The organism is Saccharococcus thermophilus (assembly GCF_011761475.1).
Taxonomy (GTDB): domain Bacteria; phylum Bacillota; class Bacilli; order Bacillales; family Anoxybacillaceae; genus Saccharococcus; species Saccharococcus thermophilus.
Genome location: NZ_JAASRS010000001.1, coordinates 1,434,317 through 1,450,893, shown reverse-complemented (window position 1 = coordinate 1,450,893; position 16,577 = coordinate 1,434,317). Strand labels below are relative to the sequence as shown.

The 16,577-nt window shown below is 44.3% G+C and carries 22 protein-coding genes and 1 pseudogene; 16 read left to right on the top strand and 7 right to left on the bottom strand.

Annotated elements, in window-relative coordinates; genetic code table 11:
* Positions 1-536: 536 nt before the first annotated feature.
* The 7 genes from BDD39_RS07520 (at position 537) to BDD39_RS07490 (ending at position 6,751) form a co-directional block, all read left to right on the top strand.
* Positions 537-926, top strand: a complete 390-nt coding sequence (locus BDD39_RS07520) for a MerR family transcriptional regulator (protein WP_166909483.1) — start codon at positions 537-539, stop codon at positions 924-926.
* Positions 923-2,452 (top strand): class I adenylate-forming enzyme family protein, encoded by a 1,530-nt coding sequence (locus tag BDD39_RS07515; RefSeq protein ID WP_166909481.1) that lies wholly within the window; start codon positions 923-925, stop codon positions 2,450-2,452. The genes BDD39_RS07520 and BDD39_RS07515 overlap by 4 nt, the downstream gene beginning before the upstream one ends.
* Positions 2,430-4,103, top strand: a complete 1,674-nt coding sequence (locus tag BDD39_RS07510) for an acyl-CoA dehydrogenase family protein (RefSeq protein WP_166909479.1) — start codon at positions 2,430-2,432, stop codon at positions 4,101-4,103. Before BDD39_RS07515 ends, BDD39_RS07510 begins: the two co-directional genes overlap by 23 nt.
* A 114-nt stretch (positions 4,104-4,217) precedes the next feature.
* Entirely contained in the window at positions 4,218-4,697 is a 480-nt protein-coding gene (locus BDD39_RS07505) for a DUF5680 domain-containing protein (RefSeq protein ID WP_166909477.1), read from the top strand.
* Between the two features lie 282 nt (positions 4,698-4,979).
* Positions 4,980-5,918, top strand: a complete 939-nt coding sequence (locus BDD39_RS07500) for an alpha/beta hydrolase (RefSeq protein ID WP_166909475.1) — start codon at positions 4,980-4,982, stop codon at positions 5,916-5,918.
* On the top strand, positions 5,915-6,328 hold the full coding sequence (locus BDD39_RS07495) for an NUDIX hydrolase (protein ID WP_166909473.1): 414 nt from the start codon (positions 5,915-5,917) through the stop codon (positions 6,326-6,328). Before BDD39_RS07500 ends, BDD39_RS07495 begins: the two co-directional genes overlap by 4 nt.
* Before the next feature lie 57 nt (positions 6,329-6,385).
* Entirely contained in the window at positions 6,386-6,751 is a 366-nt protein-coding gene (locus BDD39_RS07490; RefSeq protein WP_166909471.1) for a hypothetical protein, read from the top strand.
* Positions 6,752-6,992: 241 nt separating this feature from the next.
* Here the strand turns inward: BDD39_RS07490 and BDD39_RS07485 are convergent, their stop codons facing one another.
* Together BDD39_RS07485 and BDD39_RS07480 are read right to left on the bottom strand one after the other, a co-directional pair.
* Positions 6,993-7,490, bottom strand: coding sequence for a hypothetical protein (locus tag BDD39_RS07485; RefSeq protein WP_166909469.1), 498 nt, complete (start codon positions 7,488-7,490; stop codon positions 6,993-6,995).
* 111 nt (positions 7,491-7,601) lie between these two features.
* Positions 7,602-8,015, bottom strand: coding sequence for a hypothetical protein (locus BDD39_RS07480; protein WP_166909467.1), 414 nt, complete (start codon positions 8,013-8,015; stop codon positions 7,602-7,604).
* A 147-nt stretch (positions 8,016-8,162) separates the two neighbouring features.
* Here BDD39_RS07480 and BDD39_RS07475 point away from each other — a divergent pair, with 147 nt between their 5' ends.
* The 9 genes and pseudogenes from BDD39_RS07475 (at position 8,163) to BDD39_RS07440 (ending at position 11,718) form a co-directional block, all read left to right on the top strand.
* Positions 8,163-8,831 (top strand): SOS response-associated peptidase, encoded by a 669-nt coding sequence (locus tag BDD39_RS07475; RefSeq protein ID WP_166909465.1) that lies wholly within the window; start codon positions 8,163-8,165, stop codon positions 8,829-8,831.
* A gap of 13 nt (positions 8,832-8,844) precedes the next feature.
* Positions 8,845-9,237, top strand: a complete 393-nt coding sequence (locus BDD39_RS07470; RefSeq protein WP_166909463.1) for a thiol-disulfide oxidoreductase DCC family protein — start codon at positions 8,845-8,847, stop codon at positions 9,235-9,237.
* A 79-nt stretch (positions 9,238-9,316) separates the two neighbouring features.
* Entirely contained in the window at positions 9,317-9,709 is a 393-nt protein-coding gene (locus tag BDD39_RS07465; protein WP_166909461.1) for a hypothetical protein, read from the top strand.
* 34 nt (positions 9,710-9,743) lie between these two features.
* Positions 9,744-10,058 carry a GrpB family protein gene (locus BDD39_RS07460; protein ID WP_243846010.1) on the top strand — a complete coding sequence of 105 codons (315 nt, stop codon included), beginning with the start codon at positions 9,744-9,746 and terminating at the stop codon, positions 10,056-10,058.
* Between the two features lie 100 nt (positions 10,059-10,158).
* Positions 10,159-10,389: pseudogene (locus BDD39_RS07455) on the top strand (IS1595 family transposase); the annotation flags it as partial.
* 55 nt (positions 10,390-10,444) lie between these two features.
* Positions 10,445-10,882, top strand: a complete 438-nt coding sequence (locus BDD39_RS07450) for a GNAT family N-acetyltransferase (protein WP_166909459.1) — start codon at positions 10,445-10,447, stop codon at positions 10,880-10,882.
* A 152-nt stretch (positions 10,883-11,034) separates the two neighbouring features.
* Positions 11,035-11,130, top strand: coding sequence for a hypothetical protein (locus BDD39_RS16385; RefSeq protein ID WP_341801454.1), 96 nt, complete (start codon positions 11,035-11,037; stop codon positions 11,128-11,130).
* Positions 11,106-11,246: a GrpB family protein gene (locus BDD39_RS16380; protein WP_328267694.1), complete on the top strand. Its 141-nt coding sequence runs from the start codon at positions 11,106-11,108 to the stop codon at positions 11,244-11,246. Before BDD39_RS16385 ends, BDD39_RS16380 begins: the two co-directional genes overlap by 25 nt.
* 124 nt (positions 11,247-11,370) lie before the next feature.
* Positions 11,371-11,718, top strand: a complete 348-nt coding sequence (locus BDD39_RS07440) for a hypothetical protein (RefSeq protein ID WP_166909457.1) — start codon at positions 11,371-11,373, stop codon at positions 11,716-11,718.
* A 299-nt stretch (positions 11,719-12,017) separates the two neighbouring features.
* On the opposite strand, the gene BDD39_RS07435 is transcribed toward BDD39_RS07440, so the two are convergent.
* From BDD39_RS07435 to BDD39_RS07415, 5 genes are all read right to left on the bottom strand, one after another.
* The gene (locus BDD39_RS07435) at positions 12,018-12,284 is read right to left on the bottom strand and encodes a YhfM domain-containing protein (protein WP_166909455.1); all 267 of its coding nucleotides are present in this window, start codon (positions 12,282-12,284) and stop codon (positions 12,018-12,020) included.
* A 342-nt stretch (positions 12,285-12,626) separates the two neighbouring features.
* A complete protein-coding gene (locus BDD39_RS07430; protein ID WP_166909453.1) occupies positions 12,627-13,808 on the bottom strand; it encodes an MFS transporter in 1,182 nt (393 codons plus the stop codon).
* Positions 13,809-13,946: 138 nt separating this feature from the next.
* A complete protein-coding gene (locus BDD39_RS07425; protein ID WP_208404348.1) occupies positions 13,947-14,780 on the bottom strand; it encodes a MetQ/NlpA family ABC transporter substrate-binding protein in 834 nt (277 codons plus the stop codon).
* Between the two features lie 37 nt (positions 14,781-14,817).
* Positions 14,818-15,483: a methionine ABC transporter permease gene (locus BDD39_RS07420; protein ID WP_166909451.1), complete on the bottom strand. Its 666-nt coding sequence runs from the start codon at positions 15,481-15,483 to the stop codon at positions 14,818-14,820.
* Positions 15,473-16,486 carry a methionine ABC transporter ATP-binding protein gene (locus BDD39_RS07415; RefSeq protein ID WP_166909449.1) on the bottom strand — a complete coding sequence of 338 codons (1,014 nt, stop codon included), beginning with the start codon at positions 16,484-16,486 and terminating at the stop codon, positions 15,473-15,475. The genes BDD39_RS07420 and BDD39_RS07415 overlap by 11 nt, the downstream gene beginning before the upstream one ends.
* Positions 16,487-16,577: the final 91 nt, after the last annotated feature.

The window sequence follows — 16,577 nt, the reverse complement described above, 5'->3', positions numbered from 1 at the left end:
TTCTTGACGGTACCAAATCAATGATTAATAAACATAAGAATAATTTGATATAAATCAATAAATTATCTTGGAGATGATTCCCGATTTTTCTTTTTAAGCCTACTTCCCATACGTTCCAGATTGCTCAATCTACTTATAAATATAGTTAGGATCAGTAATATCAAGGTGGTGTACAATCACCTTTACACTTTCTCCTGTCGAGGCTCTTTAGACTGCTCCAATTTTCCATTCTGGTGAGTAACTTTAATAGGTTCTTCTTTTCGTATACATGTATCGGCTCCTTTTTATTTTCTGTATGGGTACCTTTATACATGTCTACTTTCGAAGGTTCACTCCACAGTGTTAAAGCCGATGATATATAGCCGGAATAAAATTCCCCACTTACAGTCAATGAGAGGAGCCACCTTAAAGAAGGTGGTTTTTCTTTTGGTCGAAAATCAACAACAAGCGATAACAGAGCTAAAAACTTAGTTGACATTAACGTAAACGTAAATTAAAATAAAATTCATAAAATTAAAAAGATAGAAGGGAACACCATGCATTACTTAACGATTTCCCAGTTAGCACAGGAATTTGATATTAGCACACGGACGATCCGCTATTATGAAGAGCGTGGTCTGATTGCGCCGATTCGCACGGAATCGGGGCAGCGTCTGTATACAAAAAAGGAACGCGCGAAATTAAAGCTGATTTTGCGCGGCAAGCGCTTTGGCTTTTCACTTGAGGAAATCCACGAAATGATTTCGCTTTTTGATCAAGACCGCACCGGACGGAAACAGCTGGAAAGAACGATTGAATATGGAAGGCAGAAAATAAAGGAGGTGAACGAGCGGATCGACGATCTCGTGCAGCTGAAAGAGGAGATGGAAGCGATGCTAGTGGATTTTGAAAAGAGATTGCACGAATTGGAGGGATTGGATGAATGAACATTTCGGAGCTTCTTGCCCGCAATGCGAGAAAATTTCCGGATAAAACTGCGTTTATTGACGGAGACATAGAGCTTTCGTACGCGGAAGTGGACCGGACGGTCAACCGCCTGGCTTCGTCGCTTTCCCGGCTTGGCATTCGCCAAGGCGATAAAGTCATTTTGTATTTGCCGAATACAAAAGAATTTGTGTTTGCGTATTTTGCCGTGCTTCGCCTTGGCGCCATTGTCGTTCCGGTCAACGCGCGATTAACCGCTGCGGAAGTAAAATATATCATCGACCATAGTGATGCAAAAACGGTGATCGCCCATGAATGGATTTGCGGGCAGCTTTCCCCGCTTATAGGACAAGGGAATGTCATTTGGATCAAAACGGGAGAAGCAGCCGATGGATGGGTATCCATGGCTGACTTGGTAGCGGCAGGGGCGCCCAATCCGATCGTTTGCCCGCTGAACGAAGAGGATGAAGCAACGATTTTGTACACATCGGGAACGACAGGACGGCCGAAGGGAGTACTGTTTACGCACCGCAACATTTTTGCCGTCGCGACGATGATGGTCATCGAGACGAAAATGGACCGCCACAGCCGCCTTTTGCATATGATGCCTCTCAGCCATTCCGCACCGTTGCATTTGTTTTTTGTCGGCGGCACGTATGTCGGCGCCACCCATGTACTGGCATCAGAGTTTTCTCCAGAAACATTGCTCCAGCTTGTTGAACAGCACGAAATTACTCACTTTTTTGGCGCGCCTGTTGCCTACTTGCTGACTGCCAAGCATCCGCGCTTGCATGAATGCGACCTTTCTTCTGTCCGCTATTGGACGTATGGAGGAGCGCCGCTGTCGCGAAACGAAGTACTGTTTATCGCCAGCCAGTTTCGCACTGACCGCCTCATGTGTTTGTACGGACTCACCGAAGCGGGTCCGAACGGAACGTACTTGTCGCCGGAAGAGCACGCCGCAAAAGCCGGCAGCGTCGGCAAATACGCCGCCCTTCACTGCGAAGTGAAAATCGTCGATGACCAAGGGAAGGAAGTGCCACCGGGGGAAATCGGCGAAATTGTCCTGCGCGGGGAAAGCGTGATGAAAGGCTATTATAAAGATGAAGAAAAGACGAAAGAAACGATCAAAGACGGCTGGGTCTATACCGGCGATTTGGCCCGCCGCGATGAAGACGGCTATATTTGGGTGGTCGATCGCAAAAAAGACATCATTATTTCCGGCGGTGTCAACATCTATCCGAAAGAAGTGGAAGATGTGCTGCGAACGCATCCGGACATTATCGATGCCGCAATCGTCGGCGTTCCGCATCCGGAATGGGGAGAAACGGCAAAAGCGTTTGTCGTTGCCGCCAGACCGCTAGAAAACCTTGCGGAAAATTGCAAGCGTTTTCTTAAAGGGAAGATCGCTGATTATAAAATTCCGCGCTTATATGAGCAGATCGAGGAACTGCCGCGCAACGCGACAGGAAAGGTGTTAAAACAAGTGTTAAGGGGGAAGCACGATGAGACGGCTGCGCGACGTTGATCCGAATTTACTCGCCAACTTGAAAAAGTATTTAGATGAGGAGCTGTATGCCTATGCCGAAGAAAAGCTGGAACAATTCTATCAGCTTTGCATGACCGATATTGACCGCCGCGCCGTGCACACCGACCGGGAAGGACAGCCTCGGCTGATCAAATACGATCGCTTTGGCAACGATATTTCCGAAGTATGGGTCAATGAAGGTTACGAGCAGACGGCGAAACAAACGTATGAAACAGGAATCGTCGGCTATGTCCATAAGCCGATTCCTGAGCTGGGACGGAAAGGGAATTACATCTATTCGTACGCACAAGGCTACCTATTGTCGCAGGTGGAGACAGGTTTTTATTGCCCGGTGACGTTGACCATGGCCACCGCCTATTTGCTTGAGCATTTTGCCGATGAGGAGTTGAAGAAGAAATATTTGCCGCATGTGATCTCTACCGGGGAAGTCGAGCTGTATGAAGGCGCCACTTTTTTAACGGAACGCCAGGGCGGCTCTGATGTTGGCGCCAATGCGGTGCGCGCCGTTCCGTGCGGCGATCATTACAAGCTGTATGGGGAAAAATATTTTGCCAGCAACGCCGGCCGCTGCGGTGTCGCCACCGTTCTGGCGCGCCTCGATGGGAGCGAGCCGGGAACAAAAGGGCTGAGCTTATTTCTTGTTCCTTGGCGCAACGAAGATGGCACGCTAAACGGCATCCAAATCCGCCGTCTGAAAGATAAGCTCGGAGTGCGCGCCGTGCCATCCGCAGAGGTGGTCTTTGACGGAGCGAAAGCGTATGTCATCGGCGATCCGAAAAAAGGCTTCTATTATATGATGGAAGCGTTAAACTTGTCGCGCGTCTGCAATGCGGTCGGGTCGATCGGCATTATGAAGCGGGCGTTAGAGGAGGCAAAACAGTATGCCGCCAACCGCACTGCCTTCGGCCATAAACTAACCGACTATCCGATGGTTAGAGAAACGCTCGCCAATTTGACGGCAAGGCAAGAAGTGCAAACGAGCGCCTGCTTTGAAATGATTTCCTTGTTCGACCGCGTCATGACTGCGCCGGATGAAGCGACGGAGGACGAAAAAGCGTGGAACCGTCTTCTCATCGCCTTGCTCAAGATGCGCACCGCTGAAGAAGCGATTGCCTTTGCCCATGAAGCAATCGAAATGCACGGCGGCAACGGATATATCGAAGATTTTGTGACACCGCGCTTGCTTCGCGACGCGCAAGTGCTGACGGTATGGGAAGGGACGGCCAACATTTTAGGACTGGAAGTATTGCGGTTAATGCGCAAATACCGCGTTCATGAGCAGTTTATTGCCAAAATGACGAAGGCGCTTTCTACCCTTTCCGCCGATGTAGAGCCGCTTGCCGGCCCAGTGAAGCAAGGAATGCACGAACTTGTGGAAGCGTTGAAACAGCTTGCCGGCCAACCGGAAGAGGTGCAAACATTCCATGCGAAAAAAATCGCCAACCGCCTGTGTGACATTTATTTAAGCGTCGTCGCCCTTGAGCGTGCGCAAGAAAATGAACGGAATTGCTTGATTGCCCAGCTCTTTTTGCAGCACATTTGGAATCGTCATTTAGTGGATGAACAGATGCTTTCTGTTCGCCATTTTGAAATCATTATTCATGAACAGAAGCAGTTATCTCCTTCATAATGGAGATGATACAGAGCCGTTTTTGCGACGGCTCTGTTTTATTGATGAATAAGGTGAGTACAATTCGATATAATCAACCATATATAGCTTGTTAGAGGAAGGAGAGAAACATTGATGGGAAGAGACAAGGGAAATTTCGTTGATTTTCTAGTAGAAGCAAAAAAGCAGACATACGCTTCCGAGACGAATGATACGTCGGTCCCTTCTTTATGGAATGGGGCAAAGCAGCTGGAATATCAGAAGGGAGACTATTTATACCGCGATATTTATTTCGGCTCCGTTTTTTTCGCCGGGCAAGAAGTAGTGGAAGAAAAAGAGAGGCCAATATGGTCGATGGTATATTCAGGCGGTATCGTTATTCCCAGCTTGCCGCGGGAACAAGTAGCTTCTGTTTATGCGTTTTTACGCAAGGCGCTCCGATCAGTGGACATGCAAGCGCCATATCGCGGTCCGCGTCAATGGCAAGATGGTCCGTATACATATCAAAATGATTATGAAGGCACATGGGAACGCTTTTGTGGGGAAGAGCGTATTTTGATCGCAGGAGAAAAAGTGTATGAGTTACGTTACAGCGGCGGTCTGATCATACCGTGATCCCAGAGCCGCAAAAATGATCGATCGTTTTGTACGGGGATACAAAACTGCATAAGAGCAACCGTCTGATTGCCACCGGCTCAAGTGAATATGTTGCCGAGTTGCGGGAGCTGTTAGAATAGTAACGCATCTGTTATGCGAGAGATCCGATGGCACCATGACGTATGGAAAATGAATGCGATGTTCCTCGCTTAGCCAATATGGCGGAGCGGGGATTTGTTTGTAAGATAAATTTCTACTATTCTTAATATTTAAGTATAATCAATTAAGGAGGGGGAGAAAATGGAACTGCAGCTCGAGCCGCGCAGAAAAGTGCGACGCTGGTGGCTTCCGGCACTGATTAGCCTTCTTGTTTTAGCGATATTGGCTTGCGTCGGCATTTCCGTCCATGTCGGCTGGCAGCTAACCCATAAAGAACGCCAGCCGATTGTCGAGACGCCAAAAGATTACGGGCTAAGTTATAAAAATGTCACGTTTATCAGCAAAGATGAACGAACGAAATTAAGAGGCTGGATCATTGCGCCGCACGGACAGGCGAAAATGACCGTGATTTTTTCACATGGATACGGCGGCAACCGCCATCAGTCCAACGTTCCGTTTCTGCCGCTCGCAAAAAGGCTTGTCAACGAGGGATATCGCGTCATTATGTTCGATTTTCGCGCCAGCGGGGAATCGGAAGGCGACATGATTACACTCGGCGTCAAAGAGAAATACGATTTGCTTGGCGTCATTGACTATGCGAAACATCATTATTCAGAACCGATCGCGCTGTACGGGGTTTCAATGGGGGCGGCCACCTCGGTTTTGGCGGCGGCGCTCGACCGCGATGTCAAAGGCGTAATTGCTGACAGTCCGTTTAGCGACCTGGCATCCTATTTGCGAACAAACATGCCGGTGTGGACGCATTTGCCGAACGTGCCGTTTACATATTTAATCATGACCATAATTCCTGCGTTGGCTGATTTAGATTTAGGCGAATCATCGCCGATTCACGCAGTCGATGCTATTGCGCCGCGGCCGGTTTTGTTTATCCACAGCAAGGACGATCCATCGATTCCGTATGAAGAAAGCGTGAAAATGTACCGCACCCATTCCGATGTGTTTCGGCTATGGCTGATGGAAAAGGCAAAACATGTGAAAAGTTTTGAAATGTATCCGGATGAATATACGGCGAAAGTATTGGCATTTTTGCGGCAATTGCAGAAAGGAGAGCGACAATGAAGCGAGTTGATGTGGTGTATGTGCTTTTATACGATGAAAAAGAACAAAAAGTATTGATGGTATACAACAAACGGGGAACGTGGTCGCTTCCCGGCGGGGGAGTCGAGAAAGGAGAAACGTTGCGGGAAGCGGCGATTCGCGAGGTAAAAGAGGAAACGGGATATGACGTGGACGTTCATGATATCGTTGCCCTTAACGAAGTGTTTATGGACGGTAATCATGTCTTTTTTATCACGTTTCGCGGAACGATCGTTCAAGCTCCTCCGCTTATGCAGGGAGATGAAAATATTGTTGAAGTGCAATGGGTCGATGTCGAAACAGCGGAGCAGCGCATGCCTTATCACCGAAACGGAATTTCCGGTTTTTTAAAACAAACGCGCGGTGCCTCGTATACGATGGAACGTGGTTAGTTAAATGAAACTTTTTCTTAACACGCTAAATGTCTAAAAGATTAAAGGGTGAACAGAATGAGATTTAAACCATTAGTTGTCCTTATACTTTCGTTGAGCTTTTTGTCAGCCTGTAAAGATGATTATGAAAAAACTAAATCTATCCAAAAAGAAAAATATGATTCTGCTATCAATCAAGTTATTGAATTAGAAAATGAGAGGCTAAAAAGTGAGAATAAACCCGAAATAAAAAGAAATGAAACGGGCATTGTGGTTTATAACAAAGGCGAATTAATTTGGCTCCTATATTACGTGGATTCAAAGGAAGTAACCGCTACCTATCAAAAAGAAAACAATAAGTACGTTTTGCTTCCTGCCAAGGAAGCTTCAGATAAGATTGATGAAGCAAATGAAGAGTATATAGAAAACCTGGGCAAAAAATAAAAAAGACGCACCGTTCTTAGGTGACTCGGTGTTCGATTAAGCTAGCTGTCCTGTCATTTTGCAAGATAATTTTTGTCACAGCTGCGGCAAGTGGCATCAAAACCCCTCATTCCGAACTAATATCAACCATTTATGCCGCAGTAATCCTAGAAGTTATACATGAACGGATCTGCTAATAGCTAGCTATGTTGTTTTGTGTGTTTTCTCTCCCACAAGTGAACCCCTTGGGCAATAATGCCCATTATATAATAGCAATGTTTCTGATATATTGAGCATTGCCCAGGTTGCTCTTGATCTTAAGTTCGAGTACGTAATTTCCTGGGCTATTTAGGATCATGAACGTATTATTTTCCTTTACCGTCAGTTCTTCTTTATGCTTTTCATTTTTCCATAAGTAAATTTTTATTTCCTTAAGATGAAATTCTTGATATTGAATAAACCGCAGTTTCGCGGTCTGTTCTTTCTTTAGTTGTATCGGACTTTCCTTTTGCCCGAAAGCATAAACGTTTATATTCTTATTTTCAGAGATGCTATTTCCTACTTTCCATTTGTGGGCACTTAAACGTAATATATATTCTTCATTATTTATGATTAATTTCGCTGTAGGCGGATCCATACTATTATCCTCTGATAACAGCTCATCTTGCTGGAAAATATATATTGCCCCGATAACGATAACGGTGAAAATGATGAATACAGCAGCGACCATACTAAATAACGCTTTTGATAATTTGTCCATGCTTGCCTCCTTCGTATTGGATTCTGCATACTTCGAATGAAAATTCAGAAGCAGTCTAAACAAAAAATCGGGGCTTTCTTTCTGGCAAAATACATCCCCGATTTTTTCTTATTACGGCGCGAACGGAAAAAACAGGAAAGCAACGAAAAACAGTGAAAAATAAGCAGCGGAAAGATAAACAAGTGTAAAGAAAACAGCGAGAACAAAAGGAAGCCATCGTTTATTCGCAGGCATCGTCTTTATTTTCTGGATAAAGCGAAATAATATAAGCAAAAGCAGTAAAAGGACGAATACGATATACCACGGCACAGCCCATTTCCCAAGCGGAATGGAACCATCTGTGTTGTACCATTCCATGCGGCTAAAATGGAAAAATCCTGTTTGATAGCGGATCCATAATGAACCAATGACAAAAATCGCGATGAGAAGGGAAAACATGCCGCCAATCCATCGTTTTTGCGCCGGCGTTGTTCCTTTCAGCAACCAAAATACGCTGCCTAAGTAACCAAGTGCAATCAGTTCCATCTATGATTCTCCTTTAAATAAAATGTGGTACGTAAATGGCAAAGCGCAACGGGGTTTACGCATATAACCCATTTTTTGTATTATACTTCTACATATATGAAACAAATTCCTTTTTTATCCGTTTAGTATAGATAGGAGGAAATCCTTATGTGCGGACGTTTTTCGTTAACGGCTGATATCGCGCAGCTGCAAGCATTGTTCCATTTCGTTTATACTGGAACGATTCCTCCCCGTTTCAACATCGCTCCAAGCCAAGAGGTGCTGACTGTTGTGGAGGAGAAGGGGACACGAATTGGGAAGATGATGAAGTGGGGGCTCGTGCCATCTTGGGCGAACGACCCGAAAGTCGGCTGGAAGATGATCAACGCCAGGGCGGAAACGGTCGATGAAAAAGCGAGCTTCCGCCGTGCGCTGAAGCGGCGGCGCTGTTTGATTTTGGCGGACGGTTTTTATGAATGGAAAAAGGAAGGGACAAAAAAAGTTCCGTACCGTTTTACGCTGCGAAATGGGGAGCCATTTGCATTTGCCGGGCTGTGGGAGAAATGGGACAAACAGGGCGAAATGCTGTATACGTGTACGATTATTACAACAAAAGCGAACGAATTGGTAGGTACGATTCATGATCGCATGCCCGTGATTTTGCCGCAAGAGTGGCATGACGCATGGTTAGACCCGAAGTTAGAGGATACTGATTATATCAAATCGCTATTGCAGCCGTATCCTGCCGAAGAGATGAAAATGTACGAAGTGTCGACGATTGTCAATTCGCCGAAAAACGATGTTGCCGATTGTATTGAGCCGGTCCATAGCGAGTAAACGGGGGAGAAAAATGAATCCGATTGTTTTGTTCGATGGCGTCTGCTCGCTGTGCAATGCCAGTGTGCAGTTTATTATCGTGCGTGATCCACATGCCGTATTTCGCTTTGCTTCTTTGCAAAGTGAAACAGGAGCGGCGCTACGGGAAAAGTTTGGTGTTCCCGAGGTGGACAGTCTCGTGCTGCTCGAGGACGGACGCTATTATATGAAATCAAGTGCCGCTCTCCGCATTTGCCGGCGGCTGAAAGGCGCATGGAAGCTGTTTTATATATTTTGGCTTGTTCCGAAGCCGCTGCGGGATTATGTATATGATTTTGTCGCCAAGCATCGGTATGAATGGTTCGGAAAGCGCGACCATTGCCTGATGCCCACTCCCGACATCCGCGAGCGGTTTATCGATGAGTGATAAAGCGACAATTAAGAAGGAAAACGTTTGCTTATTGTTGTATTCGGAATAAGTAACTGAATTAGGGGGAGATGATTTAATGAACGGTGGCCAAAAAACATGGCTGGACAGCTTGACGGTGGAAGCGTTGGAAAGGTTTTCCGAAGATATGATGGCAGTGGTGGAAAATGGCGAAGACAAAGAGAGACAGCGATTTTATGAAGGAATGGCGGTCGCTAGCAAGCTAGCAGCCATGAAACTTAAAGGAGAATTTGCACATATTGATGAAGAATTTATCCATCAAGTGTACGAGAACATGAAAATGCTAAATGTGGTTAAAATAAACGATACATTCTCAGCGGATAAAGAAAATGCAAAAGAACGATGCTCTTTTTGCTTGCGTGAAAAAGAACGTCTTGCCAAAGGGCCGTTTGCGTCAATTTGTGAAGACTGTCTGCAATTTGGGCTACAGGTGATCGAAAGTCAAAAATAATTGTTTCACAATGATAGAAGAGGAAAAGGACGTGATGATCATCGCGAGGAAAGTAGAAGTCGTCCCATTTCGTGATGAATGGACAACGATGTTTGCCGAGGAAGCGGAAAAGCTGAAACGGGTATTTGGCGAACAATGTTTGCGCATCTATCATATCGGCAGTACGGCTATTCCGGGAATGAGCGCCAAGACTATCATTGATATCATGATAGAAGTCCATGATATTGAACGCATCGACCAGTATAATGAGGCAATGGCAGCGCTTGGCTATCAGGCGATGGAGGAAAACGGCATTCCAAAACGCCGCTTTTTCCAAAAGGCTCTGTTAAAGAACATTGTTGATATTTAAAACCCAACCAAGTTCTTGCTATAATTACAATTTATAACGAGGTTCGAGAGTGTTAATGATGGACAAAGCGTTCAGCAGCCTATTAAAATACATCGACAAGTATCACATTCAAAATGTCAACAGTTTTCATTCTCGGATGAAGAAGTGGATTGACCGTTTTAAAGGTGTGGCTACAAAATATCTTAATAATTACCTTGCTTGGTTCTTATTTGTAGATAGCCTCAGTAACGAAAATACCAAGCAACATATAAAAGAGCTTCTGCTTACATCATTTGTATTTGAAATGACAGAAACTTTTGAAAGTCTCCGTCTATCTAAGTTCAGTGCTTAAAAAGGTCATTAACGGGCAATCGGCTTATAAATACTGGGAGAGGAGAACTCAATTTATGGAAATTAGAAAACCAAACGATTCGGAATATAAAAAGATTTTATCACTTTCACCACAAGCATTATTCGAAGGTACATTAGGCGAAGCAAAACCGTCAGATGAAAAAGTCAAACAACTTATTGAACCATTATTGCAGAAAGGAAGCTATTATTTGATAGCAACTGAAGGCGATAATCTAATGGGTTGGATTCTTATAGGAACAAGTAAAGACCAATTTACTGAAAAGATGTATGGATTTATTTATGAATTGTTTGTGTTAGAGGAATTTAGGGGAAATGGAATTGCAAAACAATTGATGGAAACTGGTATCGAACATCTTAAACAAGATGGATATTCAGAGGTTCGCTTAAGTGTATATGCAGGAAATCATGCGATTAAACTGTACGAAAAATTAGGATTCAAAAATAGAACCATTACAATGAGTATGAACATATAAAACAAACATCTTTATTGAATATCTAATAGACTGGTTTATTGAGAATTGGGGAACCAAAAGATGGTTCCCTAACATTTTATTGAAAAAAATCAACATTAAACATTAACAGAGCCTTCCAAAAAGGCGGGGAGGAGCGCACCCACCATGTCCATGTGTTTCCGGCAGGAAGAGAGCGTATTGCGAGACATATAGCTTTTAAGGAATATTTGATCGCCATCGCGAGGTGGCAAAGGCATACAGCCGCCTGAAAGAAGCGCTTGCCAAACAGTTTTCTAATGACATCCAAGCATATATAAATGGAAAAGCCGCATTTGTAAGAGAGACGGAGAAGAAAGCGTTAGCCTGGTACAAGCAGAAACAATAAAATTGAACCACCATCTCTTTTTTGCAAAAAATGTTGACAATCAAGGAAAAATCTTCATATTATAAGAACAAATAGTGTAAAATTGCACTAAAAGGGAAGTTTTGTATAAAAGGGGATGGTGATTTTGAAGTACGGATGGTGGATTTGGGGGTTAAGCCTTCCTGCCTTTTTAGTGACGTATGTGTATTCATTCTTTCTTGCCAGCAAAATTGCCTATGAATCCCAGACGGATTGCCGGCCAAAATTTATTTTTACTCCGAAAGATGTGCCGTATTGCAGCGACATTTATCCGATTGACGTGTTTCTTATCTCTCTAAAGACATATCCGCTCTCCTACCTTTGCATTGCATCCGGAATGTTCTTCGTGCTGTATCCGCTGTATCAGCTTCATAAAAAAACTTTCGTACAAAGCGATATATTTAGCGCTGTCATGGATTCCTGTCCCATTTCTCTTTCATTTTTTCGACTATAATCAATATATTGCGATGCGTTCATCTGCATTTCCTGCCATTGTATTATGCGCTGCTATTGTCGTGGTGGGAGGCCTATCCACCCAGGCAAACTGGAAAACGTTTTTCCTGATGAACGGAATCGCTGCGATTTTGACAATGTGCTTTGCTTCGCTTGCGGTCCCAAATGCGAAACAGCCGCTAATCTGAAAATCTATTTTCATCGCGTTTTAGGAAAGTATTAATCATTTCTACAGAGCAAGAAAATTTTCAAAAACACTCGGTAAAAACAATCTGCCGAGTGTTTTATTTAACATATCTATTATAAGTCTTCAATAATGTTGGACGGCAAGGTGTAGATGGTATGTGTGTCTTCTTTATTTATAATTGAGCCGCTATCTGAACTTAACCATAAGTAATGCTTAGAAGTCGTTTTGTTTTCAAATGCAATCTTCAGAAGAAAGTCTGGTTTTACTACATCGACAATGCTGTTTACCTTTTTTGCTTTCTTAATAGCATCAACAAATGTTTGAAGTTCTACTGCGTTTTCTTGCCCATAAAAAATGTGAGGCTCTTTAACATCATTCATGTCCTCGCCGATTTTCGATACAGCAACACTTTCAACAACTTTTCCATCTAATTTAACAGTTTCGTTATTACATCCAATTAACGACAGGAATTAAGAGTAAAATGGCGGCGAATAAAATAGACTCCCGCTTAAGCGATAACAAGAGATCTGAGCCCCCTTATCAATGATTTTGTTATATATAGACAAATTAATATACATCGTTAGTTACAATCATTTGGATTTTAAACGTATAATATTGCTATTTGATTGTTAGATTAATGTGTCTTTCTTATTTTTCTGCTCCAAAACTGAACTTACTTGCAAATAAGCATCTTTTCTCCTCTATGGAAGTAACCACGGGAACTACTCGAGCTGCTTATGAGCATAGCCAATCAGCGGATAGCTTAATAGCAATAAGGCCACAACAAATGCGATGACGCCAGGCCAGTGAAAGTGGATCCAAAAGTAGCCGCCGGCTGTGCCAGCAAGGCTGGAGCCTAAGTAATAGAATAAGAGATAAAGGGAAGAGGCTTGCGCTTTATTCATCTTTGCACGTTCTCCAATCCACGCGCTCGCAATCGAGTGGCAGCCGAAAAAGCCAAAGGTAAATAACGAAAGCCCGATGATTTTAACAACAACAGATGGAACAAGCGTAACAACCGCACCAAGGACGGCCAATACCACCGAAATGCTTAACACCCGCGCATGGCCGCATAAATCGGCTTGTCTTCCCATATAAACCGAGCTAAAGCTACCGAATATATATACGATAAAAAGGAACCCGAGAACGGACTGGCTGAACGAGTACGGCGGCTCGCTCAATAAAAAGCCGATATAGTTATACAACGTCACAAATCCGCCCATAAATAAAAAGCCAAGAACAATGAGAGCCATTAACGGTTTATTGCGCAAATGAACGGCGTATGCCTGCAGCGCGGTTTTGCCGTTGAGCGGCTTTTTCACCGAATGACGAGGTGTCGGGAGAATGAGAGCAAAAATCACGCTTAACAGAAGGGAAATCGCGCCGATGGCGAATAGCGCCGTCCGCCACGAAAACAAGTCGGTTAACAGGCCTGTTACAATCCGTCCAGCCATGCCGCCGATGCTTGTCCCGCTAATATAGAGACCCATTACTTTTCCGATTCCGGTTGGATGAAATTCCTCGGCGACGTAGGCCATCGCCAGGGACGGAATGCCCGCGGCTGTCATGCCGAGAAACGTGCGTGCAAGGACAAGGGAAGTAAAGTTTGGGCTAAATGCCATGGCCATTGCCAATATTGATGTCAGCAGCATGGACATCATCATCACATTCTTTTTGCCTATCCGGTCCGATAAACTGGCCGCTACGAGCATCATTACCGCTAACGTTCCGGTAGACGCGGACACCGTTAAGCTGGCGGAAGCGGCGGAAACGTGAAATTCTTTCGCGAAAATCGGCAACAGCGGCTGCGTCGTGTATAAAATCGCAAAGGTGACAAACCCGCCGAAAAATAGTGCCAAACTTGCTTTTATGTATTCGGCGCTGCCTTTTTGGATGTACGTCAATGTTCTCGCCTCTTTTATTTTGTTTATTGTTATATTCTTACTATAACTCTTTTAGATGGAAGACGTCCATGTCCTGAAATGCCATCGAAAATCACGAAAACAAACACGCCGCAATCAGGCGGCGTGTTTGCATCATTATTACTGTTTTCGTTCCAGCATCCATTTTGGTTTTCCGAACCCTTTAAATTCTTTGTCGATCACTTCTTCGAATTCTTTCGATTCGACGGCTTCTTTAATATCTTTGACAAATTGTTTATGTAAATCTTTTGTGTTGACAACGATGCGGTTGCGATAGTCATCAGGCATGTTTTCGAGTGCAATGGCATCCATTAAATTCATTTTTGCGGCTAAGGCATAGTTGCCAGGAACAGCGGCCAAATCAACGCTTTCCACAGTACGCGGCAATTGGCCAGCTTCAACCGGCTTAAACTGAAGGTGTTTTACATTTTCTTTTATATCTTTTTCCGAAACAGTCAGCGGGTTGACAGATGGATCGAGCTTAATTAATTTTTTGTCTTGCAAGATTAAAAGTGCTCTTGCCAAGTTGGTGGGATCGTTCGGAATCGCAATTTCACTTCCATCTTTAATTTCATCGAGCGATTTAAATTTCTTCGAGTAAATGCCCATCGGCGCCGTTGGAACGATAATGACTTCGGAAAGGTCGAGGTGATGTTCTTTTGCGAAATTTTCCATATAAATTTTATGCTGGAACAAATTAGCGTCTAAATCACCGTTGGCCAGCGCCAAGTTTGGCTGAATATAGTCGCTGAATTCGACTACTTTCACTTTGTAGCCTTTCTTTTCCAATACAGGTTTAATCGCTTTATTGACCATGTCGCTGTAGGGATCGGAAGTCGCTCCGATCGTTAGCTCTTTTTTCTCTGGAGTGCCGGAAGCCGTTTCCTTGCCCGCGCACGCGACAAGAAGCCCGATGGAAAGCAAGAAAACGAGAAAGATCGATAGTTTTTTCATGATAAAGTCCCCCTTAGTAGTTTATATTTTAACGACCTCACCGCTTATCGACCAAGCGAGCGATGTGGTCGCCGACAAACTGAATGATTTGAACAAGACAAATTAAAATGACAATCGTTGTAATCATAACGGTGTTGTCGTAGCGGTAATACCCGAAGCGAATCGCCAAGTCGCCGATGCCGCCGCCGCCGACAATTCCGGCCATTGCCGAATATCCAACTAAACTAATTGTTGTGATTGTAATTCCATGCACAATGCCAGGGCGTGCCTCAGGCAGCAGCACATCTTTGATAATCATCCAAGGTGTCGCTCCGACGGCAACCGCTGCTTCGATCACCCCTTTTTCGATTTCTCGCAACGATGTTTCTACAATTCTTGCAAAAAACGGAACGGCAGCGACCGACAAAGATACGGACGCAGCAGTAGGTCCGATCGTTGTTCCGGTAATCAGTTTCGTAAGCGGCAACAGCCCGACGAGCAAGATGACAAACGGTATCGAGCGAATCATATTGACGATAAAGCCAAGGACGGATTTGACCACTGTGTTCTCCAAAAACAGACCGCGGTCGGTGACGAATAAGAGAATTCCGAGCGGCAAACCGGCAAGGATCGCGACGAAAAGGGAAATTGCCACCATATAAATCGTCTCTAAAAACGCTTTGTTCAGTTCGGGAATTAAATCAATTAACGCATCAAGCAGCATGTGCAATCACTTCCAATCCGTTCGTTCTTTGCGAAATGTAGTGAATGGCCCGCTCGATTTCTTCCGGTTCGCCGATCAGCTCCATGACAAAGATTCCGAGCGGCATCTCTTGAATATACTCGATTTTTCCATGCAAAATATTGCATTTTACTTTAAAGGTTTGTAGCATATCAGAAACGATTGCTTCCTCGGCTGTCTTCCCTTTGAACTGGATTTTGACAATCGTTCCTGTCCGCTTCTGCAGCAGATGATCAGGGAGTTCAAACCGCAATATACTGTTGATAAAGGACTTTGTTAATTCTTCTTTCGGATTTGTAAAAATGTCATATACGGTACCTAATTCGATGATTTTCCCGTTTTGCATGACAGCGACGCGGTCGCATATATCTTTGACCACTTCCATTTCATGTGTAATCAGCACAATCGTAATGCCAAGTTCACGGTTGATTTTTTTCAACAGCGTCAAAATCGATTTTGTTGTACTTGGGTCTAGCGCCGATGTTGCTTCGTCGCACAAGAGGACGGTCGGGTCGTTGGCAAGCGCCCGCGCGATGCCAACCCGCTGCTTTTGCCCGCCGCTTAGCTGGGAAGGGTACGCATCCCGCTTATCGGAAAGCCCGACCATTTCAAGCAATTCATTGACTCTTTTTTCAATTTCTTCTTTTGGCTTTTTTGCCGCTTTTAAGGCAAATGCGACATTTTCAAACACAGTTTTGGAGCTGACAAGATAAAAGTGTTGAAAAATCATTCCGATTTTTAAGCGGGCCTGCCGCAGCTGTTTGTCATTCAACGTTGTTAAATCGACACCATCGATGATGACTTGGCCAGATGTCGGGCGTTCCAAAAGATTTAAACAGCGCAACAACGTGCTTTTGCCGGCACCGCTATAGCCGATAATTCCAAAGATCTCCCCGTCTTGAATGGTTAAGGATACGTTGTCGACGCCGACGACTTGCTTTTTTTTCGTGGAATAAATTTTTGTTACATTTTTTATTTCGATCATCACTTCTTCCCTCCCGATCTATTTGCGGAGTTTTATGTAATTGTGAAAAACTATGTATGTAAGAATTTTTGCTTCTTTGCTTTTCCTGGAG